This is a genomic window from Phenylobacterium sp. (assembly GCF_028290885.1).
Lineage (GTDB): Bacteria > Pseudomonadota > Alphaproteobacteria > Caulobacterales > Caulobacteraceae > Phenylobacterium.
The window spans coordinates 1-24,039 of sequence record NZ_JAQGIZ010000270.1 but is presented as its reverse complement, the minus strand read 5'-3'; the positions used below and the strand labels follow the sequence as shown (position 1 = coordinate 24,039).

Annotated in this window: 23 protein-coding genes and 1 pseudogene; 6 read left to right on the top strand and 18 right to left on the bottom strand. The window is 69.1% G+C overall.

The features are described from left to right. Nucleotides 1-130: 130 nt before the first annotated feature. Nucleotides 131-1,264, bottom strand: a pseudogene (locus JWP28_RS17900) (amidohydrolase family protein). A 63-nt stretch (nt 1,265-1,327) separates the two neighbouring features. Here JWP28_RS17900 and JWP28_RS17895 point away from each other — a divergent pair. Then, a complete protein-coding gene (locus JWP28_RS17895) occupies nt 1,328-1,918 on the top strand; it encodes a DNA-3-methyladenine glycosylase (protein WP_299545053.1) in 591 nt (196 codons plus the stop codon). Here the strand turns inward: JWP28_RS17895 and JWP28_RS17890 are convergent. Both JWP28_RS17890 and JWP28_RS17885 read right to left on the bottom strand, forming a co-directional pair. Continuing rightward, the gene (locus JWP28_RS17890) at nt 1,915-2,559 is read right to left on the bottom strand and encodes a DUF1109 domain-containing protein (RefSeq protein WP_299545052.1); all 645 of its coding nucleotides are present in this window, start codon (nt 2,557-2,559) and stop codon (nt 1,915-1,917) included. The two genes, JWP28_RS17895 and JWP28_RS17890, sit on opposite strands and share 4 nt — an antisense overlap. Continuing rightward, nucleotides 2,549-3,097 carry a sigma-70 family RNA polymerase sigma factor gene (locus JWP28_RS17885; protein ID WP_299545050.1) on the bottom strand — a complete coding sequence of 183 codons (549 nt, stop codon included), beginning with the start codon at nt 3,095-3,097 and terminating at the stop codon, nt 2,549-2,551. The genes JWP28_RS17890 and JWP28_RS17885 overlap by 11 nt, the downstream gene beginning before the upstream one ends. A 122-nt stretch (nt 3,098-3,219) precedes the next feature. Between JWP28_RS17885 and JWP28_RS17880 the strand changes: the two genes are divergently transcribed. Further along, nucleotides 3,220-3,912 carry a thioredoxin family protein gene (locus JWP28_RS17880; protein WP_299545048.1) on the top strand — a complete coding sequence of 231 codons (693 nt, stop codon included), beginning with the start codon at nt 3,220-3,222 and terminating at the stop codon, nt 3,910-3,912. Nucleotides 3,913-3,926: 14 nt separating this feature from the next. Here the strand turns inward: JWP28_RS17880 and JWP28_RS17875 are convergent, their stop codons facing one another. Beyond that, a complete protein-coding gene (locus tag JWP28_RS17875) occupies nt 3,927-4,409 on the bottom strand; it encodes a peroxiredoxin (protein WP_299545047.1) in 483 nt (160 codons plus the stop codon). A gap of 114 nt (nt 4,410-4,523) precedes the next feature. On the opposite strand from JWP28_RS17875, the gene JWP28_RS17870 reads away from it, so the two are divergent. After that, the gene (locus tag JWP28_RS17870) at nt 4,524-5,087 is read left to right on the top strand and encodes a YqgE/AlgH family protein (RefSeq protein ID WP_299545046.1); all 564 of its coding nucleotides are present in this window, start codon (nt 4,524-4,526) and stop codon (nt 5,085-5,087) included. Here the strand turns inward: JWP28_RS17870 and JWP28_RS17865 are convergent. The 12 genes from JWP28_RS17865 to coxB all read right to left on the bottom strand — a co-directional run bounded on the left by JWP28_RS17865 (nt 5,084) and on the right by coxB (nt 16,756). Further along, a complete protein-coding gene (locus tag JWP28_RS17865; protein WP_299545055.1) occupies nt 5,084-6,751 on the bottom strand; it encodes a bifunctional diguanylate cyclase/phosphodiesterase in 1,668 nt (555 codons plus the stop codon). The genes JWP28_RS17870 and JWP28_RS17865 overlap by 4 nt on opposite strands. A 32-nt stretch (nt 6,752-6,783) precedes the next feature. Next, nucleotides 6,784-7,395: a GNAT family protein gene (locus JWP28_RS17860; RefSeq protein ID WP_299545044.1), complete on the bottom strand. Its 612-nt coding sequence runs from the start codon at nt 7,393-7,395 to the stop codon at nt 6,784-6,786. A gap of 60 nt (nt 7,396-7,455) precedes the next feature. Then, nucleotides 7,456-8,778, bottom strand: coding sequence for a pitrilysin family protein (locus tag JWP28_RS17855; protein ID WP_299545042.1), 1,323 nt, complete (start codon nt 8,776-8,778; stop codon nt 7,456-7,458). Continuing rightward, entirely contained in the window at nt 8,753-10,144 is a 1,392-nt protein-coding gene (gene thrC, locus JWP28_RS17850; protein WP_299545041.1) for a threonine synthase, read from the bottom strand. The genes JWP28_RS17855 and thrC overlap by 26 nt, the downstream gene beginning before the upstream one ends. Further along, nucleotides 10,144-10,902: an SURF1 family protein gene (locus tag JWP28_RS17845; protein ID WP_299545040.1), complete on the bottom strand. Its 759-nt coding sequence runs from the start codon at nt 10,900-10,902 to the stop codon at nt 10,144-10,146. The genes thrC and JWP28_RS17845 overlap by 1 nt, the downstream gene beginning before the upstream one ends. Nucleotides 10,903-10,911: 9 nt before the next feature. Continuing rightward, complete coding sequence (locus tag JWP28_RS17840) at nt 10,912-11,268, bottom strand: DUF983 domain-containing protein (protein ID WP_299545038.1); 357 nt, start codon at nt 11,266-11,268, stop codon at nt 10,912-10,914. Nucleotides 11,269-11,280: 12 nt separating this feature from the next. Next, nucleotides 11,281-12,153: a cytochrome c oxidase subunit 3 gene (locus tag JWP28_RS17835; protein WP_299545036.1), complete on the bottom strand. Its 873-nt coding sequence runs from the start codon at nt 12,151-12,153 to the stop codon at nt 11,281-11,283. A gap of 133 nt (nt 12,154-12,286) precedes the next feature. After that, entirely contained in the window at nt 12,287-12,892 is a 606-nt protein-coding gene (locus tag JWP28_RS17830) for a cytochrome c oxidase assembly protein (RefSeq protein ID WP_299545034.1), read from the bottom strand. Next, the gene (locus tag JWP28_RS17825) at nt 12,870-13,022 is read right to left on the bottom strand and encodes a hypothetical protein (protein ID WP_299545033.1); all 153 of its coding nucleotides are present in this window, start codon (nt 13,020-13,022) and stop codon (nt 12,870-12,872) included. The genes JWP28_RS17830 and JWP28_RS17825 overlap by 23 nt, the downstream gene beginning before the upstream one ends. Beyond that, entirely contained in the window at nt 13,019-13,990 is a 972-nt protein-coding gene (gene cyoE / locus JWP28_RS17820) for a heme o synthase (RefSeq protein ID WP_299545032.1), read from the bottom strand. Before cyoE ends, JWP28_RS17825 begins: the two co-directional genes overlap by 4 nt. 126 nt (nt 13,991-14,116) lie before the next feature. Further along, entirely contained in the window at nt 14,117-15,778 is a 1,662-nt protein-coding gene (ctaD, locus tag JWP28_RS17815) for a cytochrome c oxidase subunit I (protein WP_299545031.1), read from the bottom strand. A gap of 18 nt (nt 15,779-15,796) precedes the next feature. After that, nucleotides 15,797-16,756 carry a cytochrome c oxidase subunit II gene (coxB, locus tag JWP28_RS17810; RefSeq protein ID WP_299545030.1) on the bottom strand — a complete coding sequence of 320 codons (960 nt, stop codon included), beginning with the start codon at nt 16,754-16,756 and terminating at the stop codon, nt 15,797-15,799. A gap of 302 nt (nt 16,757-17,058) precedes the next feature. On the opposite strand from coxB, the gene tldD reads away from it, so the two are divergent. After that, nucleotides 17,059-18,489, top strand: a complete 1,431-nt coding sequence (gene tldD / locus JWP28_RS17805) for a metalloprotease TldD (RefSeq protein WP_299545029.1) — start codon at nt 17,059-17,061, stop codon at nt 18,487-18,489. A 36-nt stretch (nt 18,490-18,525) separates the two neighbouring features. On the opposite strand, the gene JWP28_RS17800 is transcribed toward tldD, so the two are convergent. Then, nucleotides 18,526-19,413 (bottom strand): PhzF family phenazine biosynthesis protein, encoded by an 888-nt coding sequence (locus tag JWP28_RS17800; RefSeq protein WP_299545028.1) that lies wholly within the window; start codon nt 19,411-19,413, stop codon nt 18,526-18,528. A 310-nt stretch (nt 19,414-19,723) separates the two neighbouring features. Here JWP28_RS17800 and JWP28_RS17795 point away from each other — a divergent pair, with 310 nt between their 5' ends. Further along, complete coding sequence (locus tag JWP28_RS17795) at nt 19,724-21,742, top strand: TonB-dependent receptor (protein ID WP_299545027.1); 2,019 nt, start codon at nt 19,724-19,726, stop codon at nt 21,740-21,742. Nucleotides 21,743-21,772: 30 nt separating this feature from the next. On the opposite strand, the gene JWP28_RS17790 is transcribed toward JWP28_RS17795, so the two are convergent. Then, the gene (locus JWP28_RS17790) at nt 21,773-23,617 is read right to left on the bottom strand and encodes an oligopeptide:H+ symporter (protein ID WP_299545025.1); all 1,845 of its coding nucleotides are present in this window, start codon (nt 23,615-23,617) and stop codon (nt 21,773-21,775) included. Between the two features lie 178 nt (nt 23,618-23,795). On the opposite strand from JWP28_RS17790, the gene JWP28_RS17785 reads away from it, so the two are divergent. After that, on the top strand, nt 23,796-24,039 hold a 244-nt coding region (locus tag JWP28_RS17785), incomplete at its 3' end, for a DUF427 domain-containing protein (RefSeq protein WP_299545023.1).

Below are 24,039 nucleotides of genomic sequence, written 5' to 3'. Positions count from 1 at the left end.
CCACGCGCCGAGCGAACTTCAAATCCAAGAAAGCACACTAGAAACATATACTTGCTAGTGTCCTGATCGATTCCGAAGTTCGCCAAAGCCAGCCGCAAGCGCTTGCGAACTTCGGAATCGGGACACTAGATCAAGCCGCCCGCAGCTCCGGCAGGTCGTGCAACGCGGGGTCGAGGCCCTTCCCCATCAGGTCGATGAAGTTGTCGCGGAAGAACCGGCGCCGAGCGGCTTCGGAGACCCCGGCCAGGCTGTCGTTGAACCGCTTCAGCGGATTGCGCCCGCCTTCCACGTGCGGGAAGTCGGAGGAGAACATCGCCATCTCCTCGCCCGAGTTCTCGATGATCCAGCGCGCATCCTCGTGCGGATAGGGCGTGGCGCGGAACTGGCGGCGCAGGATCTCGCTGGGCTTGCCCGAAAGCTTCTGCAGCCGCTCCTCCTTGCCGAAGGCCGCGACGCCTGAGTCCAGGAAATGCATCAGGCTGGGCAGCCACGAGGCGCCGAGCTCGATCGCCCCCCACTTCAGCCGCGGGAAGCGGTCGAACACCCCGTCGATCACCAGCGCCGACAGCGTCTGCCACAGACTGAGCGGTATCGCCATGAAGGTCAGCGTGGTTTAGTTCTCGTCGCCGCCGTGGATGTCCTTCACGAACGGCAGGCCGTTTTCCAGGTAGTCGCGGTGCATCTTCTCCTCGCCGCCCACGTGGAAGAGGATCGGCAGACCGGCCTTCTGGGCGAGCGCCCACAGGGGATCGAGTTCCACGTGGCTGGGCGAGAAGCCCGGCGGATGGCGCGAGGGGATCACCAGGGCCTTGGCGCCCAGCGCGATGGCCTCCCGGGCGATCTGCGGCGCGCGCGCCCGGTCGATCAGCGGCACATAGCCGGTGGCGAGCAGCCGGCGGTCCACCGAGCAGAACTCGGTCATCATCCGGTTGTGGGCGCGGGCGGTCTCCAGCGCCAGTTCCACCTCGCCCATCTGCTCCAGGCCGAAGTTGGAGAGGCAGGCGGTGGTGAACACCAGCTGGCTGGCGAACCCCAGGTGGTCGAGAGTCGCCGGCCGGTCCTCCGCGCGGAAGGCGCCGAGGGCTTCGTAGTTCTTGCGCAGCAGGATGTTGGCCTCGGCGCCGGCCCGGAACTCGGGGTCTTCCTGCTGGGCGGCGGCCTTGGCGAACCACTCGGGCAGCACGTCCTTGCGCCCGGTCTTGGCCACGAAGGCGTCGCGGAACTTGGGGTCGATGTAGCGGTTGATCGTCCCCGGCAGCTCCATCACGTGGGAGTCGGCGTCGTGGATGGTTTGGCCCTCGACGTACGGCATGCGAAATCCTCCCTTATGGTTGGCCCTATTTCGCGCCCCGAGGCCCAGCGCCGTCAAGCCGAGCTGTTCTCGGCCCCCTCAGTGGACGCCGCCCGCCGGCTGATCGGCTGGACGCTGACGATGGACGGGGTCGGCGGCCGCATCGTCGAGACCGAGGCCTATCATTTCGAGGATCCCGCCTCGCACAGCTTCGCAGGCCCGACGCCGCGCAACGCGGTGATGTTCGGGCCGCCGGGCGTGATCTACGTCTACCGCTCCTACGGCATCCACTGGTGCATGAACCTCGTCTGCGGCCCGACCCCGGGCAGCGCGGTGCTGATCCGCGCGCTGGAGCCGACTAGGGGGACAGACCTGATGATCGCCCGCCGCGGAGTGGAGGATCCGCGCCTGCTGTGCTCCGGCCCGGGACGCCTCTGCCAGGCGCTCGCCGTGACCCGGGCGCACAACGGCCTGCGGATAGACCACGCGCCCTTCGCGCTCGAACCGGGTCCGCCGGCGGAAATCGCCGTCGGCCCCAGGATCGGCATCACCAAGGCGATCGACGTCCCATGGCGTTTCGGGGAGCGGGGCTCGCGCTACGTGAGCAAGCCGTTCCCGACCGCCTAGCGCCACCTCAGCAGGCGTGAGCCCGCCAGCGCGCCCAGTCCGGCCACCAGGGCCATGCCGAGGGTGTACCAGATGGCCAGGAACGGGGCCGAGGTCTCCTCGCAGGCGAAGGCGTAGACGGCCGCGCCGAGGCCGCCGGCGCAACCGCCCGCGACCAGCCCGGCCAGCAGCAGGCGGGTCGGCGCGAGCCCCCGCATCGCCCAGACCGCGCCCGCCAGCAGCGGCAGGCCGATCACCAGGATCCGCCAGGGACACGCCGACGAGCTGTGGCCCATCAGGAGGGCGCGGTGCATCTCCGGCGGAGCGTTCGCGAACCGGAACAGCGCCATCGCCGCAACCACCGCCAGGGGCGCAGCGGCCATGGCGGCCAGGACACCCGGGCGGGCGGCGGGCTTCGCCAGACGGGTCAGGAGCGCGGCCAGGATCAGGCCGGTGGCCGCCGCATAGCCGAATTTCATCCAGAACATCGGGGTCGAGACCGCCTGCGCGAAGTCCGGGCGCAGGCCGAGCCAGGCCAGCATCACCCCCGTCGAGACCAGCACGCCGACGCCCAGCCCCGCCGCGATCCGCCGCGCCACCGCGCCCGGCGCCACCGGGGCCAGTTCGCCGGTCAGGCTCTGGATCAGCTCGTCAGTCTTCATGCGCGGCCGAGCCTCCGTACTTGCCGCCGAGCGTCTTCAGGCCGCGGTGCACGGCCACCTTAACGGCGGATTCGCTCATGCCGTGCTTCTGCGCCGCCTCGCGGGTCGAAAGGCCCTCGACCTTCACGTCGAGGATCAGCTCGCGGGTGCGCGCCGGCAGGCCGGCCAGCACCCGTTCCAGGTCGCGGGCCGCCATGGCGGCCTCGGCGCCGGCCGGGACGAACAGGGCGTCGGCGTCCTCCACGGGAGCGCGCAAGTGCGCCCGGCCGCGGCGCAGCGCATCGATCAGCTTGTAGCGAGCGATCGCATAGGCCCAGGCGGTGAACGGCTGGCCGGCGTCATAGGTGGCTCTGCGCGTGTGCACCGCGATCAAGGTTTCCTGCACCAGGTCCTCGGCGTCGACGCCCGGCGGCGCGCGGCGGCCGTAATAGGCGCGCAGCAATCCGCTGAGCTCGTCCAGCAGCCGGCGATAGGGCCGGGCCTCCCCGGCGAGGCCGGCGAGCATCAGGCCTCGCAGTCTGGGTTCGATGTCGTCCAACGCCGCCTTCAGGGAATTCGCGACAAACGGCTGAAAGGTTACAAACCGGGCCTTGGTAACCGAACCGCGTTCCCATGCGAACCTGTCATCGAACCTCCTGGGGAGCTTTGCCGGAGATGACCATGAACCGACGGATCGCAGGCGGCCTGGCCGCCACCTTGCTGGCGTTCGCCGCGCCGGCCTTCGCCCAGCCGGCCGCTCCGCTGCAGGTGGTGGAGCTGTTCACCAGCCAGGGCTGCTCCTCCTGCCCGCCGGCCAACGCCGCGGTGGCCGAACTCTCCGCCCGGCCCCAGATCCTGGCGCTGTCGTTCGGCGTCACCTACTGGGACCAGCTCGGCTGGAAGGACACCTTCGCCCAGAAGAAGTTCACCGACCGCCAGTGGGACTATGCCAAGGGCCTCCGGCACGACAACGTCGGCACCCCGCAGGTGGTGGTCAACGGCCGCCGCGACGTGGTCGGCCAGCGGGTTTCCGAGATCGAAGGCGCCTTGCACAGCGCGCCGCTGGCCGCCGGCGGTCCGGCCGTCACCCTGCAGGCGGCCCGCGTGGCGATCGCCGGCCCGGCGCCCAGGCGCGCCGCGGACGTCTGGCTGGTCCGCTACGACCCCAACGTCGTGCAGGTGCCGATCCGGCGCGGTGAGAACGGCGGCAAGACCCTGCCGCACAAGAACGTGGTGCGTGAGCTGACCCGGCTCGGCGACTGGAGCGGAGGCCAGCGCAGCTACGCCGTCCCCGCCGGCCCCGCGGGCCTCAGGACCGCCATCCTGGTCCAGGCCGGACCCGGCGGCCCGATCCTGGCGGCCGCCAAGGGCTAGGTCGTAGGGATGATTTAGAGCTGCGCCAGTAGGTAGTCGGCGGCGGAGACGCGGAATTCGCCGCCTTCCTCGATGTTCAGCTCCTTCACCACGCCGTCGTCGACGATCATCGAATAGCGCTGCGAGCGCTTGCCCATGCCGAAGCGCGAGGCGTCGAAGGCCAGGCCCACCGCGTCGGTGAAGGCCGCCCCGCCGTCGGCCAGCATGACGATGTCCTCGCCCACCGCCTGGTCCTCGGCCCAGGCGCGCATCACGAAGGCGTCGTTGACCGACAGGCAGGCGATCGCGTCGACGCCCTTGTCCTTGATCTCGCCGGCCAGCTGCTTGAAGCCGGGCAGATGCTTGGCCGAGCAGGTCGGGGTGAAGGCGCCCGGCAGGGCGAACAGCGCCACCTTCCTGCCCTTGAAGAACTCATCGGTGGTCACCGGCTTCGGACCCTCGGCGGTCGCCTGGGTGAGCGTTACGCTGGGCAGCTTGTCGCCGACTTTGATGGTCATGGGTCTTCGTCCTCTGACGTTTAGCGTCCGCAAATAGCGTCATCTCGGCGCACCGCAAGCCGGCGCCGCGAACGACACTTGAAAGCGCCACGTTCGGGGTCAAATGTCGAGGCGATGGAAGGCGGATTCTTCTCCGGCCAGCTGTTGATCGCCATGCCGGGCATCTCCGACCCGCGCTTCGAGCGCGCGCTGATCCTGATCTGCGCCCACGACGAGGAGCACGCGATGGGGCTGGCGCTGAACCGGCCCATCGGCGGCCTGACCGTGCCGGACCTGCTTGAGCGCCTGGAGATCAAGTCGACCATCAAGCTTCCGCCCGACCTGGTGCTGATGGGCGGGCCGGTCGAGCGCGAACGGGGCTTCGTGCTGCATACCAGCGATTACCACGGCGAGCACAGCATCGAGGTGGGCGCTGACTTCGCCCTCACCGCCACCCGCGAGGTGCTGGAGGCCATGGCCACCCACAATGGCGCGCCCTCCCGCAGCCTGCTGGCGCTCGGCTACGCCGGGTGGGGCGCGGGGCAGCTGGAGAACGAGATCAAGCAGAACGTCTGGCTGACCTGCGAGCCTGACGAGGACCTGATCTTCGCCCACGACTACGACCGCAAATGGGGTCGGGCGCTGACCAAGCTCGGCGTCGACCCCGAGCGCCTGAGCTCGGCGGCGGGGCGGGCCTAACCCCGCGAGCCCCTGGCCTTCACCGGGGCGGCGCCGTCGACGTAGCTTTCGTTGAGGTAGACCTCGGCCTCCTGGGCCGACAGCGCCGGCGCATAGCCGAAGCCCTGGCCGTAGTCGCAGCCCAGCGCCAGCAGTTGGCGGGCCATGCCGGCATTCTCGACGCCCTCGGCCACGACCTCCAGCGCCAGGTCCTGGCCGAGCTTCACCACCGAGGACACGATCTTCAGCGAGCCCTCGTTGGTGGCCATGGTGCGCACGAAGTAGCGGTCGATCTTCAGCGTGTCGAAGGGAAGGCGCGTGAGGTAGGACAGCGACGAGAAGCCGGTGCCGAAATCGTCGAGCGCCAGGGCGGCGCCGGCGGCGCGCAGCTCGTTCAGGATCACCGCCGCGCGGTCCGGATCGCGCATCACGTCGCCCTCGGTGACCTCCAGCTTCAGCGCGCCCGGGGGCAGGCCGGTCTCCTGAAGGATGGCGGCCACGTCCGCCACCAGCTCCGGCCGGTCGATCTCGCCGATGGAAAGGTTGACCGCGACGGTCAGCTCGCCGGCCGCCCTGTGCTTGGTCCGCCAGGCGGCGAGCTGCCGGGCCGCCTCGCGCATCATCATCGCGCCCAGCTCCTCCATCAGCCCCATCTCCTCGCAGAGCCCCAGGAAGCTGTCGGGCAGCAGCAGGCCGCGGCGCGGGTGGCGCCAGCGGACCAGGGCCTCGAAGCCGGAGAGCGCGCCCGTCGAGAGCCGCACGATCGGCTGGTAGAAGGGTACGAGCTCGCCACGGCCCAGCGCGCCCTTCAGGTCGCCCTCCAGCGCCAGGCGGGACAGCCCGTCACTTTCAAGGCCGCGGCCGTAGGCGGCGGCCCCGCCGCGGCCGTGACTCTTGGCGGACTCCACGGCCAGCTCCGCGCGCCGCAGCAGTTCTGCCGCTTCCGGCGCGTCGGCCCCGCCGTGGGCCTCCACCGCGCCGATGGACAGCGTCGGATGGATATCAAAGCCGGCCACGCGTAGTGGCTGCTCCAGCGCCCGGCGCAGCATCTCCGCGCCCGGCGAGGCCCCGGCCAAAGCCATGGCGGCGAACTCGTCCTCGCCGATGCGCGCCAGGATGGCGTCCGGCGGAAAGGCGGCGGCCAGGCGCGAGCCGAGCGCGGCCAGCACCAGGTCGGCGCGTTCGTGGCCCAGCGCCTCGTTCAGGCGGCGCAGGCGGTCGAGGTCGGCGACGATCACCTCGTAGCGGCCCGGGACCTGCAGCTGTTCGCGGGCTCGGGTGATGAAGCTGCGGCGATCCAGCAGACCCGTCAGCAGGTCCTGGTCGGAGGCCGCGAAGCGCGTCTCGGGCGCCACCACGCCGGCGGCGCGGCAGCCCTCCTCGAGCCAGACGCCCCGCCAGATGGAGATGCCGGCGCCGCGCATGCGCAGCCGTACCGCCACCTCCGTGCCCGGCTCCTGGACGCGCAGGATGTCTTCGGCATAGGCGCGGTCCTGCGGCAGGGCGAGCGCCCGCAGGGCGGCGGACGAGCAGTCGGGGGCGAGCGGGCCCAGTCCCAGCGCGCGGGTGGCGCCGGTGAGCCGCATGCGGTCGCGCTCGGGCTCCCACACCCACAGGGCGACGTCGGCCGCGCCCAACGCTTCAAGCGTCGAGGTGGCGTCCCACATCCAACGGTCGTTCGGCATCGCCAAGGGAACAGCACCACCGCAAGCGTCGGTCAGACCGACACGCCTTCGTCCGGTCCCTCCAGCCTCTTGAAGGGCGAGATCAATCCGAACAGGACATGATCTCGCCAGACGCCGTTAATTTTAAGATAAGCCTTGGCGAATCCCTCCTCGTCGAAGCCGGCTTTCAGCAGCAATCGGCGCGAGGGGACGTTCTCGGGTATGCAGGCGGCCTCCAGGCGGTGGAGGGTCAGGGTCCGGAAGGCGAAGTCGCTGAGCGCGCGGACCGCGGCCAGCGTATGGCCGTGGCGGGCGAACGGCCTGCCGCACCAGTAGCCGACCGAGCCCATCTGGGCGACGCCGCGGCGCACGTTGGAAAGCGTTATGCCGCCGGTGAGGGCGCCGTCGCCGTCGCGGAACACGAAGAACGGATAGGCGGCGCCGGCGTCCCGGTCGCGCGCATAGGCGATCAGCCGCCGGCGATAGGCCGCGCGGCCCAGGTCGTCGGCCGGCCATGTGGGCTCCCACGGCTGCAGGAAGCCGCGGCTCACGGCGCGCAGCTCGCGCCATTCCGCGTAGTCCGAGGCCCTGGGCGGCCGCAGGCTGACACCCTCGCCATCGACGCGAAGTCCGCTCTCCGGCGCGATCCAGTCCAGCAGGGCCATGGGAGAAAGTCGCGCAATTGCCCCGCGCCTGCAAGGCGGCGGGATTGCGGCGCCGAAAAGCTAGCCGAACAGCGCGGCCTCGAACGCCGGGCCGGCCTTCAGCGCCGCCTTGGGGCCGAGCACCGCCATCGCCGCGCGCCCGTGGGCCAGGATGCGCTCGGTCAGGGCCACCAGGTCGGCGGGCGTCACCGCGTCCACCTCGGCGGCGACCTCGGCCGGATCGAGCGTGCGGCCGAACAGCAGCACCTGGCCGGCGGCCTGCTCGGCGCGGGCCAGCGCCCCTTCGCGGCCCATGAACATCGCCCCCTTCAGCTGTGCCTTGGCGCGGGCGAGCTCCGCCTCGCCGACCGGCTTGAGCATGCCGGCGATCTCGCCCGCCGCCACCCGGGCGAGCTCCGCAGCGTCGGCCGCTGCGCAGCCGGCGAAGACCCCCAGCACGCCGGCGTCGGCATAGGTCTCCGAATAGGCGTCGATGGCGTAGGCCAGGCCGCGCTTCTCGCGCGCCTCCTGGAACAGCCGCGAGGCCATGCCGCCGCCGAGGATCTCGGCCAGCAGGCGCAGCGCGAAATAAGCCTCGTCCTTCACGCCCACCGCCGGCAGCAGCAACACGAGATTGGCCTGCTCGAGCTTCTTCGCCACCGGCCGCTGGCCGCCGACGAAGTGCGCGGGCTCCAGCGCCGCGGGCGGCGCATCACCGTCCGCCGAGTGGCCGAAGTCGCGCTCCGCCAGCCGCAGCAGCTCGTCCTCATCCACCGCGCCGGCCGCGCTGACCACCAGCGTCTTCGGCCCGTAGAGGCTTGCCCGCCAGGCGCTCAAGGCCTCCGGCGTCGCCGTCCCGATGGACTGCGGCGTGCCCAGGATCGGGCGGCCCAGCGGCTGGCCCTCGAAGGCCGCGGTCTGCGCCAGTTCGAACACCAGGTCGTCGGGGGCGTCGGCCGCCTCGGCGATCTCCTGGGCCACCACCTGCTTCTCGCGGGTCAGGTCGGCTTCATCCAGGGTCGGGCGCTGCACGAGGTCGGCGATCACCGCCGAGCCGAGGTCGAGGCCGCCGGCCAGGGCGCGGATCTGGAAGCTGGTCCGCTCATAGCCGGTGGCGGCGTTGATGTTGCCGCCCTGCGCCTCGATGACCTCGACGATTTCGCGCGCCGAGCGGCCGCCGGCGCCTTTGAAGACCATGTGCTCCAGAAGGTGCGACCAGCCCGACCGGCTTTCGCCCTCGGCCCGCGCACCACGTCCGGCCACTACCGACAAGGCGACAGTCTGCAGGCCGGGGATCGGGTCGCAGACCACGCGGACGCCGTTCCCCAGCGTGTGGACCTTGGGCGTCTTCGGGGGCGTGCTGGAGGGCGTGATGGCCTCAGGCTCCTGCAAAGGCGCGGACATAGGCCTTGATGGTCTCGGCATCCGCGGGCAGCCGGTCGAAGCGCTCCGGCCGGCTGGCCAGGGTGGCGACGCCGCGCGGCAGCTCGGGCGTCACGCCGCAGGCCTTGGCGACAGCCTCGGGGAACTTGGCCGGGTGCGCCGTGGACATCACCACCACCGGCCCTTCGATGCCGTTGACGCGGCGCAGGGCCGAGATGGCCACCGCGGTGTGCGGGTCGATCAGCTCGCCGGTCTCGTTCAGCGTCCGCAGCATGGCCCGCGCGGTGTCGTCCTCGCTGACGGAGACGCCGCGGAACAGCTCGCGCATGGCCGCAAAGGCCTGCGGCGGCACGTCGATGGCCCCGCTGTCGGCGAAGGCGGCGAAGGCCCGCGCCGTCTCGGTCGCCTCGCGGTTCACGCCCTCGAAATACAGCCGCTCGAAGTTGGAGGCCGACTGGATGTCCATGGCCGGCGACATGGTCTGGCAAACCTTGCCGCGAGCATAGCGCCCGGTCTCGAAGGTCCTCGCCAGGATGTCGTTGGCGTTGGTGGCGACCAGGATCTTGCCCATGGGCAGGCCCATGCGCTGGGCCGCGTAGCCCGCGAAGGCGTCGCCGAAATTGCCCGAGGGCACGCAGAACGACACCTTCCGGGACGGCGCTCCGAGCGCGGTCGCCGTCGTGAAGTAGTAGACCGCCTGGGCGGCGATCCGCGCGAAGTTGATCGAATTGACGCCCGAAAGATCCACCGCCTGGCGCAGGCTCTGGTCCTGGAAGGCCTGCTTGACGATTGCCTGGCAGTCGTCGAACGAGCCTTTCACCGCCACGCAGGCGACGTTGGCCTCGCTGGCCGTGGTCATGAACCGCCGCTGCACCTCGGAGATGCGGCCCTCCGGGAACAGGGCCACGACCCGCGCGTTGCGCCGGCCGCGGAAGGCCTCGACCGCCGCCCCGCCGGTGTCGCCGGAGGTGGCGCAGAGGATGGTCTGGGAGCGCTTCTGCGAGCCCAGCAGGTGGTCGTAGAGCCGGGCCAGGATCTGCATGGCCACGTCCTTGAAGGCGAGGCTCGGACCGTGGAACAGCTCGGCGATGAACAGGCCCGGCTGCAGCTGGGTCAGGGGCACGACCGCGGCGTGGGTGAAGGTCGAGTAGGCCTCCTGGCACATCTCCAGCAAGTCGGCGGGCGCGATCTCGTCGCCGGCGAAGGCGCCGATCACCCGGGCGGCGACTTCGGCGTAGGGCCGCTCGGCGAAGCCGGCGATCTCCTGCGCGGAAATCTGCGGCCAGGTCTCGGGCACATAGAGGCCGCCGTCGGGCGCCAGTCCGCCCAGCACCGCATCCACGAAGCCGACCGAAGGCGCCTGCCCCCGGGTGGAGACGTACCGCATCAGCCCCGCATCCTTTTGAAGAGAGCGGCGGCATAGACGCCGGCCAGGGCTCCGGCAAGGCCGAACCAGGTAAGCGCGTACCCAAGATGCCGGTTGGGGATGTCGATGGGGAACGGGGCCGGCTCCAAAGCCTTGAAATCCGGATTGGTGCTGGTCTCGGCCATCAGGAACAGCGGAGCTGTCGGCGGGTCGGCGTGCAGGGCCCGGCCCATGGCATTGGCGTCATGCAGGTACCACTTGGCCGCCGTGTTGTGGGGGGTTGTGAAGTTGCCGCGCTCGCCGGCGCGCAGGACGCCGGTCACAGCCACCGGATCGAGCCGGGAGGCATCGACAACCGGACGGGCCGTTACGGTGTCGGGAATGAAGCCACGGTCCACCAGGATCGAGCGATAGGGATCGCCCGGAAGCGGGCAAGCCGAGATCAACCGCGCGCCGATCTGGCCTTGCCGTAGGCTGTACAGCTCAAGCGCCGGGGCCGTAGCAAGTCCCCGGCAGAACGCTGTGACCCGGACGAATTCCGTTTTCGGGGTGACCGCGCCCGCGAGCACGTCGTCGATCGGCACGGGCTTCGCGGCCTCGGCGCGCGCGATGTCGGCCAGCAGGGCCTCTTTCCACTTCAGCCGCTGCAGCTGCCAAACGCCCAAGCCAATGAGGATCGCAAAGGCGATGGCCGCGGCCAGGGTCGCGCCGACGGGAAAGCCGCGCGCCTGCGGCTTGGCCGCCCGCGGCTCGATCTGCGGCTCCCAGGCTTCCGTCATCGGGGCGCGTCAGTCATGGCGCGCCTGGCCGGCCTTGTTCATGAACTGGGCGGCCAGCATCAGCCCCTTCATGGGCCTGAGCAGCACCAGGCAGATGACCAGCGTCATCGGCAGCCAGATCAGCAGCGTCAGCCACACCGGCGTGCGGAAGGCGACCATGGTGAACAGCGCGCCGAAGGCCACCACGAAGCCGGCGATCAGGATCACGAACACCGCCGGGCCGTCGCCGCTGTCGGCCGCGGCCAGGTCGAAGCCGCACGCCTCGCACCGCGGCGACACTCTCAGGAAGCCCTCGAAGAGATGGCCCGCTCCGCAGTTGGGGCAGCGCCCGGCCGCGCCCGCCAGCAGAGGATTGGGCTTTGCCATCCAGGCCCGCCGCTAGCCCCCGCCGTGGGAACCGAAGATCACATAGATGAAGGCGAACAGGAACAGCCACACCACGTCGACGAAGTGCCAGTACCAGGCCGCCGCCTCGAAGCCGAAGTGCTTCTGCGGGGTGAAGCCGCCGCCCAGCAGGCGGATCAGGCAGACGGTCAGGAAGATCGTCCCGATCAGCACGTGGAAGCCGTGGAAGCCGGTCGCCATGAAGAAGGACGAGCCGTAGAGCCCGGCGTTCGCCGCCTCCTCCGAGAAGAAGTACTTGTGCTCGATGATGTGGTTGTACTCGTAGGCCTGGATCGAGGTGAACAGCACGCCCAGGCAGATCGTCAGGAAGAGGCCGATCTTCGCCCCGCGCCGGTCGCCCGTCTGTAGCGCGTGGTGCGCCCAGGTCACGGTGGTACCTGACAGCAGGAGCGTCAGCGTGTTGACCAGTGGCAACTGGAAGGCCGGCACCGTCTCGACCCCCTTCGGCGGCCAGGTCGCCCAGGCGGTGCGCACCTCCTCGATCGATGAAATCGACCGGACGTGATGGAACAGCGCCATCTCGAAGAAGATCCAGAACCAGGCGACGAAGAACATCACCTCCGAGGCGATGAACAGGATCATCCCGTAGCGCAGGCCGATGGAGACGACCGGCGTGTGGTCGCCCTCGTTGGCTTCGATCACCACGTCGCGCCACCAGACGATCATCGTGAAGATCACGCCGGCCAGGCCCGCAAAGAACAGCCAGGCGGTATGCGCCGGCAGGCCGAACAGGCCCTTCATCCAGGTGACGCCGCCCAGCGCCATCACCGTGGCGGAGATCGAGCCGATCAGGGGCCAGGGCGACGGATTGACCAGGTGGTAGTCGTGCTTCACGCCTTCGGCCATCTTCGGTCCTAGTCCCTCACAAACGCGCGACCCCGGGCGCAGGACTCACCCCCGCGCTGACGACCGGTTCGCGTGACGCTATAGCCCTGCAGCGCCGCCTCCGCCAAGGGGAAAGGGGCGGCGCCGGACGCCGTCAGCCAACCTTCGATGGCTTCCCCGCCGCCGCCGTCTGGGGCTTGGCGTCGACGGCCGGAAAGAAGGTGTAGGAGAGCGTCACCACCTTGCCGCCCCGGGTTTCGAAGTCCTGGGCGTACTTCGGGTCCACGAAATAGAGCACCGGCATCTCCACTGTCTGGCCGGCGGCCACGGTCTGATCGGAGAAGCAGAAGCAGGAGAGCTTGCGGAAGTAGACCCCGGCCTGCTCCGGCACGACGTTGAAGACCGCGCGGGCCGTCACCGGCTTGTCCGAATGATTGGTGACTTTGAAGACCGCGACCTTGGTTTCGCCGATCTTCACCGTCTGGTCGGTCTGCTCGGCGGTGAAATCCCACGGCAGGCCGCGGACGTTGGTGTCGAAGCGGATCAGCAGGGTCTGGTCGAGCACCTTGTCCGGCGCGGTCTCGGCCTTGCGCACCGTACCGCCGTAGCCGGTGACCTGGCAGAACGCGCGGTAGAGCGGCACCGACGCATAGGCCGCGCCGACCATTCCGACGAACACGGCGCCACAAACCAGGGCGACGACGCCGTTGCGGCCAAGCTTGCCGCGCGGCTGGCGGTCAGAAGGGTTGGTTTGTGACATTTCCCTTCAACCGCACGAGGGTGACGACGAACACGAGGATCACGAACAGCACCAAGCCCAGCGCAAGCGCGATGTTGCGGCCGCGCCGCGCGCGGGCCTCGACTTCGGTCTCGCGGGCGGGATCGCTCATCGCAGAAGCTCCAGCGGCTTGACCCTCATCAGATGCTCCACCAGCAGGGTGGCGAAGAGCAGCGTCAGATAGAGTATCGAGAAGGCGAACAGGTTGCGCGCGTCCTTGGCCCCGGCGCGAACGCCATAGAGGCCGTCATCGTTGCGCTGTCCGCCGGTCTCCCCGGCATGGCTGCGAAAGAGCCGCCAGGCGAGCAACAGGAACACCAGCCCGCCAAGACCCGCCACGGCCAGATAGATCGGCCCGCCCAGGCCGGTGAGGGCCGGCACGAGGCAGAGCGGCGTGAACAGCAGGCTGTAGACCAGGATCTGGCGCCGCGTGGAGGCGGCGCCGGCCACCACTGGCATCATCGGCACGCCAGCCCGCTCGTAGTCCTCGCTGGTGTAGAGGCTCAGCGCCCAGAAATGCGGCGGGGTCCACATGAAGATGATCGCGCAGAGCAGCCAGGCGTTGAGCGGCGCCGAGCCGGTCGCCGCCGCCCAGCCGATCACCGGCGGCAGCGCGCCCGCCAGCCCGCCGATCACGATATTCTGCGCCGTGAACCGCTTCAGCCACACCGTGTAGACGACCGCGTAGAAGAAGATGGTGAAGGCGAGCAGGCCCGCGGCCAGCCAGTTCAACGCCATGCCCATCAGCATGACCGAGAACATCGAAAGCACCACGCCCAGCGCCAGCGCGTCGGCGCCCTGCACACGGCCGGCCGGCACCGGGCGGCCGCGCGTGCGGCGCATCTTGGCGTCGATGTCGGCGTCGTACCACATGTTGAGCGCGCCTGACGCGCCGGCGCCCACGGCGATGCAGAGGATGGCGACCGCGGCCAGGACCGGATGCACCGCATGGCCGGCGCAGACCAGACCGGTGAGGGCTGTGAACACCACCAGCGACATCACGCGCGGCTTCATGAGCTGCACGAAATCCTGCCAGCGGGCGGGGGCGGCGACGGTGGAAAGGGCCGGAGACATGGCCATCGGACGATACTCTAAAATGATCGAGGGGCGCGAACCCGTTCCTCCCCTGTCGCGTAGACGACGGGGGAGGGGGACCGCGCCCCTCTATGGGCGTGGTGGAGGGGGCGCGGACCGCCCCCGCCCACCTTAGTGGACGTCGGCCTTGATCACCGGCAGCTCGCTGAACTGGTGGAACGGCGGCGGCGAGGGCAGCGTCCACTCGAGCGTCGTGGCGCCTTCGCCCCACGGGTTGGCCTCGGCCTTGCGGCGGAAGACCATCGCATCCAGCAGGACGAGGATGAACACGCCCACGCCCACGAGCGTGATCGCATAGCCGATCGACGACACCTTGTTCCAGAAGGCGAAGCCTTCCGGATAGTCCACGTAGCGACGCGGCATCCCCTGCAGGCCCAGGAAGTGCTGCGGGAAGAAGATCACGTTGACGCCCACGAAGGTGATCCAGAAGTGGGTCGCCCCCAGCCACTCGCGGTACTTCACGCCCCACATCTTCTCGAACCAGTAGTAGAAGCCGGCGAAGATCGCGAACACCGCGCCCAGGCTCAGCACGTAGTGGAAGTGAGCCACCACGTAGTAGGTGTCCTGGAATTGGTAGTCGACGCCGGCGTTGGCCAGCACGACGCCCGTGACGCCGCCGAGCGTGAACAGGAAGATGAAGCCGATCGCCCACAGCATGGGCGTCTTGAAGTCGATCGATCCGCCCCACATCGTCGCGATCCAGCTGAACACCTTGATGCCCGTGGGCACCGCGATGACCATGGTGGCGGCCACGAAATAGGCCGTGAGGTTCACGTTCAGGCCGGTGGTGAACATGTGGTGGGCCCACACCAGGAACCCGATGAACCCGATGGCCACCATGGCGTAGGCCATGGCCAGATAGCCGAACACCGGCTTGCGCGAGAAGGTCGCCACGATGTGGCTGACCATCCCGAAGCCCGGCAGGATCAGGATGTAGACCTCTGGGTGCCCGAAGAACCAGAACAGGTGCTGGTACATCACCGGGTCGCCGCCGCCCGCCGCGTCGAAGAAGTGGGTGTGGAAGTTGCGGTCGGTGAGCAGCATGGTGATCGCGCCGGCCAGCACGGGCAGCGAGAGCAGCAGCAGGAACACCGTCACCAGGATCGACCAGACGAACAGTGGCATGCGGTGCAGCGTCATGCCGGGCGCTCGCATGTTGAAGATGGTGGTGATGAAGTTGATGGCGCCCAGGATCGAACTGGCGCCGGCCAGGTGGATGGCGAGGATCGCGCAGTCCATCGCCGGGCCGGGGTGACCGGACGTCGATAGCGGCGCGTACATGGTCCACCCGCCGCCGAACCCTCGTCCTGGTCCGCCGTCGACGAACATCGACGTGCACATCATGATCCACGAGGCGACAAGCAGCCAGAACGAGATGTTGTTCATCCGCGGGAAGGCCATGTCCGGCGCGCCGATCATCAGCGGCACGAACCAGTTGCCGAACCCTCCGATCATCGCCGGCATGACCATGAAGAAGATCATGATCAGGGCGTGGGCGGTGACCACGACGTTGTAGCCATGCTTGGAGCCCTCGATCAGCCCCAGCTGGGCGATCAGCGAATGCGGCTGGAAGATCTGGATCCCCGGCTCATAGAGCTCCCAGCGGATCAGGCCCGACAGCGCCCCGCCCACCAGCCCCGCCATGATGGCGAACAGGATGTAGAGCGTGCCGATGTCCTTGTGGTTGGTGGAGAACAGCCAGCGGACGATGAAGCCCGGCTTGTGATCGTGGCTGTCGTGGCTGTCGTCGTGGGTCTTTGCGCCGTAGGCCATCTTACTCGGGTCCCAAGATCAATAGGTCGCCGGCGCCTTGGGCGCGGGCTGCGGGCTGGGTGTTGCCCCGGCCGGCGAGGCCTGGGCAGGCGTCACCGCCGGGGTGTTGGAGCCGCCGGCGGCGTTGGCGATCGCGGCATTGGTGGTCGGCGTGGCGGCGGGCTTGGCGCCTTTCTTCGAAGCCACCCAGGCGTCGAAATCGGCTTGGCTGACGACCTTGACCTCGATGGGCATGAAGGCGTGATCGACGCCGCAGAGCTCGCGACAGCTGCCGTAGTAGGTGCCGATCCGATCGACCTTGAACCAGGTCGAGTTCACCCGGCCGGGAACGGCGTCCATGATCACCCCGAAAGCCGGAACGGCGAAGGCGTGGATCACGTCGGAGCCGGTGACCAGCACCTGGACCGTCCGGTTGACCGGGACCACGAGCGGCTGGGTGGCCGCCAGTCGGTAAGGCACGCCCTTGGCCTTGGCTTGGTCCTCGGGGAGGACGTTGGAGACGAACTCCGGAATCTTCTGATCGGGGTATTCGTAGCCCCAGTACCACTGATAGCCGGTGGCCTTCACGGTCATGTAGGGCTTGGGCATGTCGTGATACTCGAACAGCAGCCTGAACGAGAACACGGCGATCACCACCAGGATCAGCACCGGAACCAGCGTCCAGGCGACCTCGAGCGGGGTGTTGTGGCTCCACTTCGCCGGAACCGGGTTCCGCTTCTTGTTGAAGCGGAAAATGCACCAGAGCAGGAGCGCCGCCACGAACAGCGTGATGGCCGTGATGATCGGCAACAGGATCACGTTGTGGAAAAAGATGGCGTCGTGCTTGAGGGGCGTGACCCCGGGCTGCATGTCGATCGCGCCGTCGGTGGGCTGGCCGATCAGATCTGCCGCGAAAGCCGAAGCACCCCAGAACGCCGTCAGGGCGCCCGTCGCGATCCCCGTCGCCAGCGCCCGCATCCCCTGAAACCTAGACTTCATGTCCCCTCGGTCTGGTTGGCCGGCCACGCCACGCGAATCTGACGATCCCGCCGACTGTACATAACGGCGCGCGCTGACGTTCTCACGCCGCTTGGCCCTTCATCGCGGGTGCATACGCGCATCCCTTGGGCTTGCCAAGGCGCTAGGACGCGCCCGCGGCCAGGCCGTCCGCGCAAGGGTAGGATGCAACTCGAACCGCCCCGTTTTCGCGGGGTTTCGCCAATTCGTGTTCGGGGAATCACCGGACGGCCGGGCGGAGTTAGAGGGATGACGCTGAGGGTATCCCTCCCTATCTTCCTAGCATGAACGCCCACACCCCCGCCCCCTCGATCCTCGACTCCGCCGGAGTCGATCCCAAGCGCGCCGAAACCATCCTCGGCGAGGCCCTGAAGGGCGCCGACGACGGCGAGCTGTTCGTCGAGCGCTCCGAAAGCGAGTCCTTCCTGTTCGACGACGGCCGGCTGAAGTCGGCGGCCTTCGACGCCACCGAGGGCTTCGGCCTGCGCGTGGTGGCCGGCGAGACCGCCGGTTACGCCCACGCCAGCGAGATCTCCGAGGCCGCCATCGCCCGCGCCGGCCAGTCCGCGGCGCTCGCCAAGCGGGGCTACGCGGGCACAGCTGCCGAGAGCCCGCGCGCGACCAACGCCAGGCTCTACGGCGACGACGATCCGCTGGCCTCCCCCGACTTCGCCGACAAGGTCGCCCTCCTGCAGGAGATCGACGCCTGGGCGCGCGGGCGCGATCCGCGCGTCGTGCAGGTGATGGCCTCGCTGGCCGGCGAGCGGCGGACGGTGGAGATCCTGCGCGCCGACGGCCGGCTGATCCGCGACATCAGGCCGCTCGCCAGGATCAACGTCCAGCTCACCGTCGAGCGCGACGGCAAGCGCGAGAGCGGCTATTCCGGCGCCGGCGGCCGCGCGGGCTTCGAGGCGTGGATCACTCCCGACAAGTGGCAGGAACAGGTCGACGAGGCGCTGCGCCAGGCGCTGGTCAACCTCGACGCCGTCCCCTGCCCCGCCGGCGAGATGGACGTGGTGCTGGGGCCCGGCTGGAACGGCGTCCTGCTGCACGAGGCGGTGGGCCACGGGCTGGAGGGCGACTTCAACCGCAAGGGCACCTCGGCCTTTTCCGGACGCATCGGCGAGCGGGTGGCCGCGCCGGGCGTGACGGTGTTCGACGACGGGGCGATCCAAGGCCGCCGCGGCTCGCTCACCATCGACGACGAAGGCACGCCGACAGGCCGTACCGTGCTGATCGAGGACGGCATTCTCGTGGGCTACATGCATGACCGGATGAGCGCGCGGCTGATGGGCCTGACCGCCACCGGCAACGGACGGCGCCAATCCTACGCCCACTTGCCGATGCCGCGGATGACCAACACCGGCATGATGGGCGGCGAGACGCCGCGCGAGGAGATGATCGCCTCGACCAAGCGCGGGCTCTACTGCGCCAATTTCGGCGGCGGCCAGGTGGACATCACCAACGGCAAGTTCGTCTTCCAGTGCACCGAGGCCTACCTGATCGAGGACGGCAAGATCACGGCGCCGGTGAAGGGCGCGACCCTGATCGGCGATGGCCCCTCGGCGCTGACCCGCGTGACCATGATCGGCGACGACTTCGGCTTCGACCCCGGCGTCGGCGTCTGCGGCAAAGCCGGCCAGAGCGTCCCGGTCGGCGTCGGCCAGCCGTCGCTGAAGATCACCGGGCTGACGGTCGGCGGGACCAGCCTCTAGTCGACCGCGCGCCCCGCGGGACCTCGACGGCAAAGGTCAGAGGCTGACCTCGCCGCGGAACACCGGCACGCAGCCGCCGCCGACCGAGGCCCGGATCCCGTCCGGCCCCCGCAGCGCGCTGACGCTGAGCCGGCTCGGCCGGCCCATCTCGACTCCCTGGGTGATCTCGTAGCGCGCCTCGGCCGCGCCGCTCAGTGACAGGCGCAAGGCGGCAAGCGTCGCGCTGGCGCTGCCGGTCGCGGCATCCTCGAAGGTGCCGGACAGCGGCGCGAACATCCGCGCGCGGACGCTTTCGCCGGGCATCGCGTACAGGAACAGCGACAGCCGATCGCCGCCAGCTCCGGTTTCGCCGGCGGTCTTGCGGAAGCCCGCCACGTCCGGCGCCGCGCGCGCCAGCGCCTCCTCCGTCACCTCGGCGAAGAAGAAGTCGACGCCCAGCGAGGCCTGCACCGGGCGGTGGGCCGTGGTGACCACGTCGGCGGGCGCCAGCCCCGCGCAGGCCGCGACCTGAGCCGCGGTGAGCTCCGGGCCAAGCGCCAATGGGCGGGGCGCGTCGATCACCGCGCCGATCAGCCCGCCCGACGCGTCGCGCGTGACCCGGACCTCCACCAGTCCAGCCAGCTCCTCAAACGCCAGGGCGCCATCCCGGTCGCGGCCCAGGCCTGCCAGGACATAGCCGGTCCCCACGTTGGGATGGCCCGCGAAGGGCATCTCGGCGGTGCGGTTGAAGATGCGCACGCGCGCCGTGTGCGACGGATCTTCCGGCGGCAGGACGAAAGTGGTCTCCGACAGGTTGAACTCCGCCGCGAGCGCCTGCATGTCGGCGTCTGAAAGACCCCGCGCGTCGGGGAAGACGGCCAGCGGATTGCCGCCGAACCGGCGGTCGGTGAAGACATCCAAGGTCACGAAGTCATAGCTCGGCATGCAGCCATCCCTTGTGCGCCGATGGAGGAAGTTCGTCACCTGCCAGCAGTTAGTGAATTTGCCAAGTAACGAATTTATACCGCCTGTCGCCTCGGACAGCCTTCGTCCCACGGGGCCGAGTTCCAGCGCGATTGACTTGGTGAATTACCTCTGTAATTTTTATTTCCCGAATCGACGACTGAGATCTGCGGCGCCGGTTCCTATGACCGGCGACATTTCAGCAATTTAATCCACCTTACCGGCATTTAATTAGCGTGGGCGAGCCGGCGCAGGTCACCTGCCGGGCTTTCTGGGGAGTGAGTGGGGCCACATGCTGCTTTGGATGCTCGCGCAGGCTATCGCCGCGCCCGCCCCCGCGCCGGCGGCCGCGCAGCAGGGGGTGGTGAGCTATGCGCCGGCTTTCTTCGCCGACCTCAACCCGAACAACGCCCTGGACATGCTGGCCCGCATCCCCGGCTTCACGCTGGACACCGGGGCGAGCGTGCGCGGCTTCGAAGGCGCCGCCGGCAACGCCTTGATCGACGGCCAGCGTCCGTCGTCGAAGAGCGACTCCCTCGACCTGATCCTGCAGCGCCTCCCCGCCTCGAAGGTGGAGCGCATCGACGTGATCCGCGGCGGCGCGCCCGGCATCGACATGCAGGGTAAGACGGTGATCGCCAACGTCGTCACCAGGAAGGGCGGCGGCGCCCGCGGCCTGCTGTCGGTGGCAAACTACACCACCAGCGACGGTCGCAATTTCGCAGGCGTTCGCGCCGAGGCCTCCGGCGCCTGGGGCGAGCGCACCTGGGAGGCGGCGCTGCGGGAAGGCAGCGGCCCCGACGATTCGGTCTCCACGGGCCGCAGCCAGGTCATCTTCGCCGACGGGCGGCCCGCCGAGATCGCGCTGCTGGATTCCAAGGGCCTCGACACCAACGGCTCGGCCACCGGCGCGGTGGAGACGCCCCTGCTCGGCGGCCGCCTGCGGCTCAACGGCCGCCTCTACCAGGAGAAGTTCAAAGAGCCCGAGCTCGACCGGATTGTCTCGCCCACGCCCGAGATCCAGACCTTCGGTTATGTCCAGAAGACCACCGATACGGAGGTCGGCGGACGCTTCAGCCGCGCCTTCGGGGACGCGACCAACCTGGAGCTGGTGGCGCTGCGCACCACCCGCGACCGGGACACGGACTCATCTTCGTCGATCCAGGGATCCGACAGCGACTTCTTCAACCACGCCAAAAGCAGCGAGGCGATCCTGCGCGGCGTGGTCAAGCGCCGGTTTGGGGAAGCCATCTCGGCGGAAGCCGGCGTCGAATACGCCGACAACAAGCTGGACAGCCGCACGCGCTTCACCATCGATCAGGTCGCCCAAGCGCTGCCCGCCGCTGATGTGCAGGTGGAGGAGAAGCGCAGCGAGACGTTCGCCAGGGCGACCTGGCGGCCCACCGCCCGATGGACTGCCGACGCCGGCGTTCGATACGAGAGCTCCGACATCTCCTCGACGGGCGACGTGGGCCTCTCCAAGAGCCTGAAGTTCGCCAAGCCCCGCCTGGCGGTGAGCTGGACGCCGACGCCCGCCACCCAGCTGCGCGTGCGCATCGAGCGCGAGGTGGGCCAGCTCGACTTCAACGACTTCGTCGCCTCCTCGAACCTGACCACCGGCGTGGGCATCACGGCCGGCAACCCGGACCTCAATCCGGAGCAGGATTGGGTGACCGAGGTCGCGGCCGAACAGCAGCTGTGGAAGGGCGCAAGCCTCATCCTGACCGCCCAGCACTTCAAGATCACCGACGTGGTCGACCGCGGCCCGGTCTTCGCCCCCGACGGTACGGTCTTCGACCGGCCCACCAACATCGGCGCAGGGACGAAGGACGTGTTGATGCTCGACTTCGCGCTGCCGTTCGACGCGTTCGGCTGGAAGGGCGCGCTGCTGAAAGGCGAGGTGCTGCGGCGCTGGTCGGAGGTGACCGATCCGACGACGCATGAGAAGCGCGAGATTTCCGGCCTGCACCCGAACGACTGGAACGCCACCTTCAGCCAGGACCTGGCGCGCTACAAGGTCAACCTGGGTGTCGACCTCTATGGCGGCTTCCGGAAGTCCTACTACCGCTTCAACCTGATCGAGACGATCAAGCTGCAGACCTATGTGCGGCCCTATGCCGAGTGGAAGCCCAACCCGACCTGGAGCCTGCGCATGGAGCTGCCGCTAGCGACCGCGCCGCAGGTCCGCTTCCGCGACACGATCCAGATCTTCCCGGGTCCGCGCAGCGCCGGCGGCCAGCCCGACATACAGGACCGCCAGTTCCACTTCCCGCGCGGCATCTACGTGCGGGTGCTGCGGAACTTCGGCTGACGATAGCGAGGGCCAACCGCGGCTGAGGCATCACGCCTTGCGGTCGGCCTGCACGGCCGCGGGGCTCACAGCCTGGCGCTCGCCGTCCAGGGTCGGCGCGATGGGTTCCGGCTGGACCGGGCCGCGCGCGTCATTGGCGCCGTTCGCCCAGCCCTTGATGAAGAAGCTGGCGGCGATGAACACCACCCCGCAGCCGACGCCGGCCCAGCCCAGCTTGTTGAAGCCGTCGAGCGAGGTCACCAGCGCGCCGTGCGGGTCGAGCACCTGGCCGCCGACGGTCTCGGCCCCCATCAGGCCCGCGATCTTGCCCCCGACGAACTGGGCGATCGAGGACGACAGGAACCACACCGCCATCATGAACGAGACGATCGAGGCCACCGACAGCTTGGTGATCTCCGACAGGCCCACCGGCGACAGGAAGAGCTCGCCCGTGGTGTGCAGCAGGTAGAGCAGGCCCAGCATGAACAGCGGCATGCGGAAATGCTCGTCCGCCAGGCCCTGCGCCCAGACGACCACCAGGAAGCCGAGGCCCACCTGCACGAGGCCCAGGCCGAACTTCATCGTCGGGTCCGGGTCGCGTCCGCGGGCGGCCAGCCAGGCCCACATGGCCGCGAAGATCGGGGCGAAGATCAGGATGAAGCCGGCGTTGAACGACTGGGTCTGCGCCGCCGATATGCCCATCAGGTCGACGTTGCGCGCCGCGAACAGGTTGAGCGAGGTGCCCGCCTGCTCGAAGAGGGTGAAGAACACGACCGCCCCGAAGATCAGCACCAGCGCCAGGCCCATCCGCTCGCGTTCCACCCGCGTGCACTTCACCGTCATGAAATAGGCGATGTAGAGGATCGACAGGACCGTACAGACGCCCAGCCCCCAGCCTACGACGCTGTTGACCTGCACCAGGAAATAGACCGGGATCACGCCGAGCAGTCCCAGGGCGTAGATCGCCCACTCGCGGTTGAGCGGGCCGACCACCTTCTCCTGCAGCGCGGCCGGGGCGGGGGGCTCGCCATGGCCCTCCAGGTACTTGCGGCCGAGCATGAAGACGATGAAGCCCGCGCTCATCCCGATGCCGGCCAGGCCGAAGCCGGCCCACCAGCCGATGCTCTCCCCCACCAGGCCGCAGAGCACCGAGGCCCAGAAGGCCCCCAGGTTGATGCCGTAGTAGTAGAGCGTGAAGCCGCTGTCGCGCCGGGGATCGCCCTGCGGATAGAGCTGGCCGACGATCGTCGAGATGTTGGGCTTCAGGAAGCCGACGCCCATGATGATCAGGCTGACGGCGATGTAGAAGGCCATCTTGCCGAACGCATCGACCTTGGCCGTCATCGCGTAGGAGCCCTTGGGCAGGTCGGCGGGCAGAGGCGCCCCTGCCGGCAGGTTCTTGATCGCCATGCCGCCGTCGGGCGCCGGGCCGAACTCATAGGGCTTTCCCGCCACCATCAGGTGAACCTGCCGGCTCTCCATCCGCCCCTCGGCGGCAACTGGATAGCTCTGGCCGGCGTACTGCAGCGTCTGCTGCGCCGGGTGGCCCTCGATGGCCATGGTCAGGTGACCCGCGACCAGCAGCAACGCCCCGAACGCCACGGCCTTGCGGGTGCCCAGCCAGCGGTCGGCGATGATCCCGCCGGCCAGCGGCAACAGGTACACGAGCGAGGTGTAGGACCCGTATTGGGCGCTCGCCGTCTTGTCGTCGAACAACAGGTGCTGCGTCAGGTAGAAGATCAGGATGCCGCGCATCCCGTAGTAGGAGAACCGCTCCCACATCTCGGCGAAGAACAGGATGATCAGACCGCGCGGGTGGTTCTTGCGCAGCTGCAGGATCACGGGCACGCCGGTCACCACCGTGACGACGATGCCGAGAAGGACAATGGAGTTCATAGGGGGCGCGGTTCCTGGCCGGCGCTCAAGCTTGGGGAAGCACTTTCCCGCCTGGGCGCATTTGCGGGGAGAAAATCACGCACCCCCGCTAAGCACAAGCAAGGCTGCGCCCCATCTGACGCCGATGCGGAGCCCGGCTCGCAGCCCGGGCGTTCTCACCTGCGAAGGAGACGCCGCCATGAAGACCCCCGGCCCCGACCATCCCATCACCATCGAGGCGGCGAGCAACCGCTGGCGCGCGCGCTTCGCCGGCCACGTGATCGGCGATTCGAACGACGCCCTGATCCTGCGCGAGGCCGACTACCCGGCCCGCGTCTACTTCCCGCGCCAGGACGTGGCGATGGAGTACATGAGCCGCACCGGCCGCTCGACCCACTGCCCCTACAAGGGCGACGCCGCCTACTACACGCTGCTGATGGACG

Excerpts from the sequence above, each read along its gene's own strand:
- JWP28_RS17880 (WP_299545048.1), top strand. The coding sequence starts at position 3,220 with ATGAACCGACGGATCGCAGGCGGCCTGGCCGCCACCTTGCTGGCGTTC.
- thrC (WP_299545041.1), bottom strand. The coding sequence starts at position 10,144 with ATGCGGTACGTCTCCACCCGGGGGCAGGCGCCTTCGGTCGGCTTCGTG.
- tldD (WP_299545029.1), top strand. The coding sequence starts at position 17,059 with ATGAACGCCCACACCCCCGCCCCCTCGATCCTCGACTCCGCCGGAGTC.
- JWP28_RS17830 (WP_299545034.1), bottom strand. The coding sequence starts at position 12,892 with ATGTCACAAACCAACCCTTCTGACCGCCAGCCGCGCGGCAAGCTTGGC.
- ctaD (WP_299545031.1), bottom strand. The coding sequence starts at position 15,778 with ATGGCCTACGGCGCAAAGACCCACGACGACAGCCACGACAGCCACGAT.
- coxB (WP_299545030.1), bottom strand. The coding sequence starts at position 16,756 with ATGAAGTCTAGGTTTCAGGGGATGCGGGCGCTGGCGACGGGGATCGCG.
- JWP28_RS17875 (WP_299545047.1), bottom strand. The coding sequence starts at position 4,409 with ATGACCATCAAAGTCGGCGACAAGCTGCCCAGCGTAACGCTCACCCAG.
- cyoE (WP_299545032.1), bottom strand. The coding sequence starts at position 13,990 with ATGGCCATGTCTCCGGCCCTTTCCACCGTCGCCGCCCCCGCCCGCTGG.
- JWP28_RS17840 (WP_299545038.1), bottom strand. The coding sequence starts at position 11,268 with ATGGCAAAGCCCAATCCTCTGCTGGCGGGCGCGGCCGGGCGCTGCCCC.
- JWP28_RS17845 (WP_299545040.1), bottom strand. The coding sequence starts at position 10,902 with ATGACGGAAGCCTGGGAGCCGCAGATCGAGCCGCGGGCGGCCAAGCCG.
- JWP28_RS17860 (WP_299545044.1), bottom strand. The coding sequence starts at position 7,395 with ATGGCCCTGCTGGACTGGATCGCGCCGGAGAGCGGACTTCGCGTCGAT.
- JWP28_RS17895 (WP_299545053.1), top strand. The coding sequence starts at position 1,328 with ATGGTTGGCCCTATTTCGCGCCCCGAGGCCCAGCGCCGTCAAGCCGAG.
- JWP28_RS17800 (WP_299545028.1), bottom strand. The coding sequence starts at position 19,413 with ATGCCGAGCTATGACTTCGTGACCTTGGATGTCTTCACCGACCGCCGG.
- JWP28_RS17790 (WP_299545025.1), bottom strand. The coding sequence starts at position 23,617 with ATGAACTCCATTGTCCTTCTCGGCATCGTCGTCACGGTGGTGACCGGC.
- JWP28_RS17835 (WP_299545036.1), bottom strand. The coding sequence starts at position 12,153 with ATGGCCGAAGGCGTGAAGCACGACTACCACCTGGTCAATCCGTCGCCC.
- JWP28_RS17890 (WP_299545052.1), bottom strand. The coding sequence starts at position 2,559 with ATGAAGACTGACGAGCTGATCCAGAGCCTGACCGGCGAACTGGCCCCG.
- JWP28_RS17855 (WP_299545042.1), bottom strand. The coding sequence starts at position 8,778 with ATGTCCGCGCCTTTGCAGGAGCCTGAGGCCATCACGCCCTCCAGCACG.
- JWP28_RS17795 (WP_299545027.1), top strand. The coding sequence starts at position 19,724 with ATGCTGCTTTGGATGCTCGCGCAGGCTATCGCCGCGCCCGCCCCCGCG.
- JWP28_RS17870 (WP_299545046.1), top strand. The coding sequence starts at position 4,524 with ATGGAAGGCGGATTCTTCTCCGGCCAGCTGTTGATCGCCATGCCGGGC.
- JWP28_RS17865 (WP_299545055.1), bottom strand. The coding sequence starts at position 6,751 with ATGCCGAACGACCGTTGGATGTGGGACGCCACCTCGACGCTTGAAGCG.
- JWP28_RS17825 (WP_299545033.1), bottom strand. The coding sequence starts at position 13,022 with ATGAGCGATCCCGCCCGCGAGACCGAAGTCGAGGCCCGCGCGCGGCGC.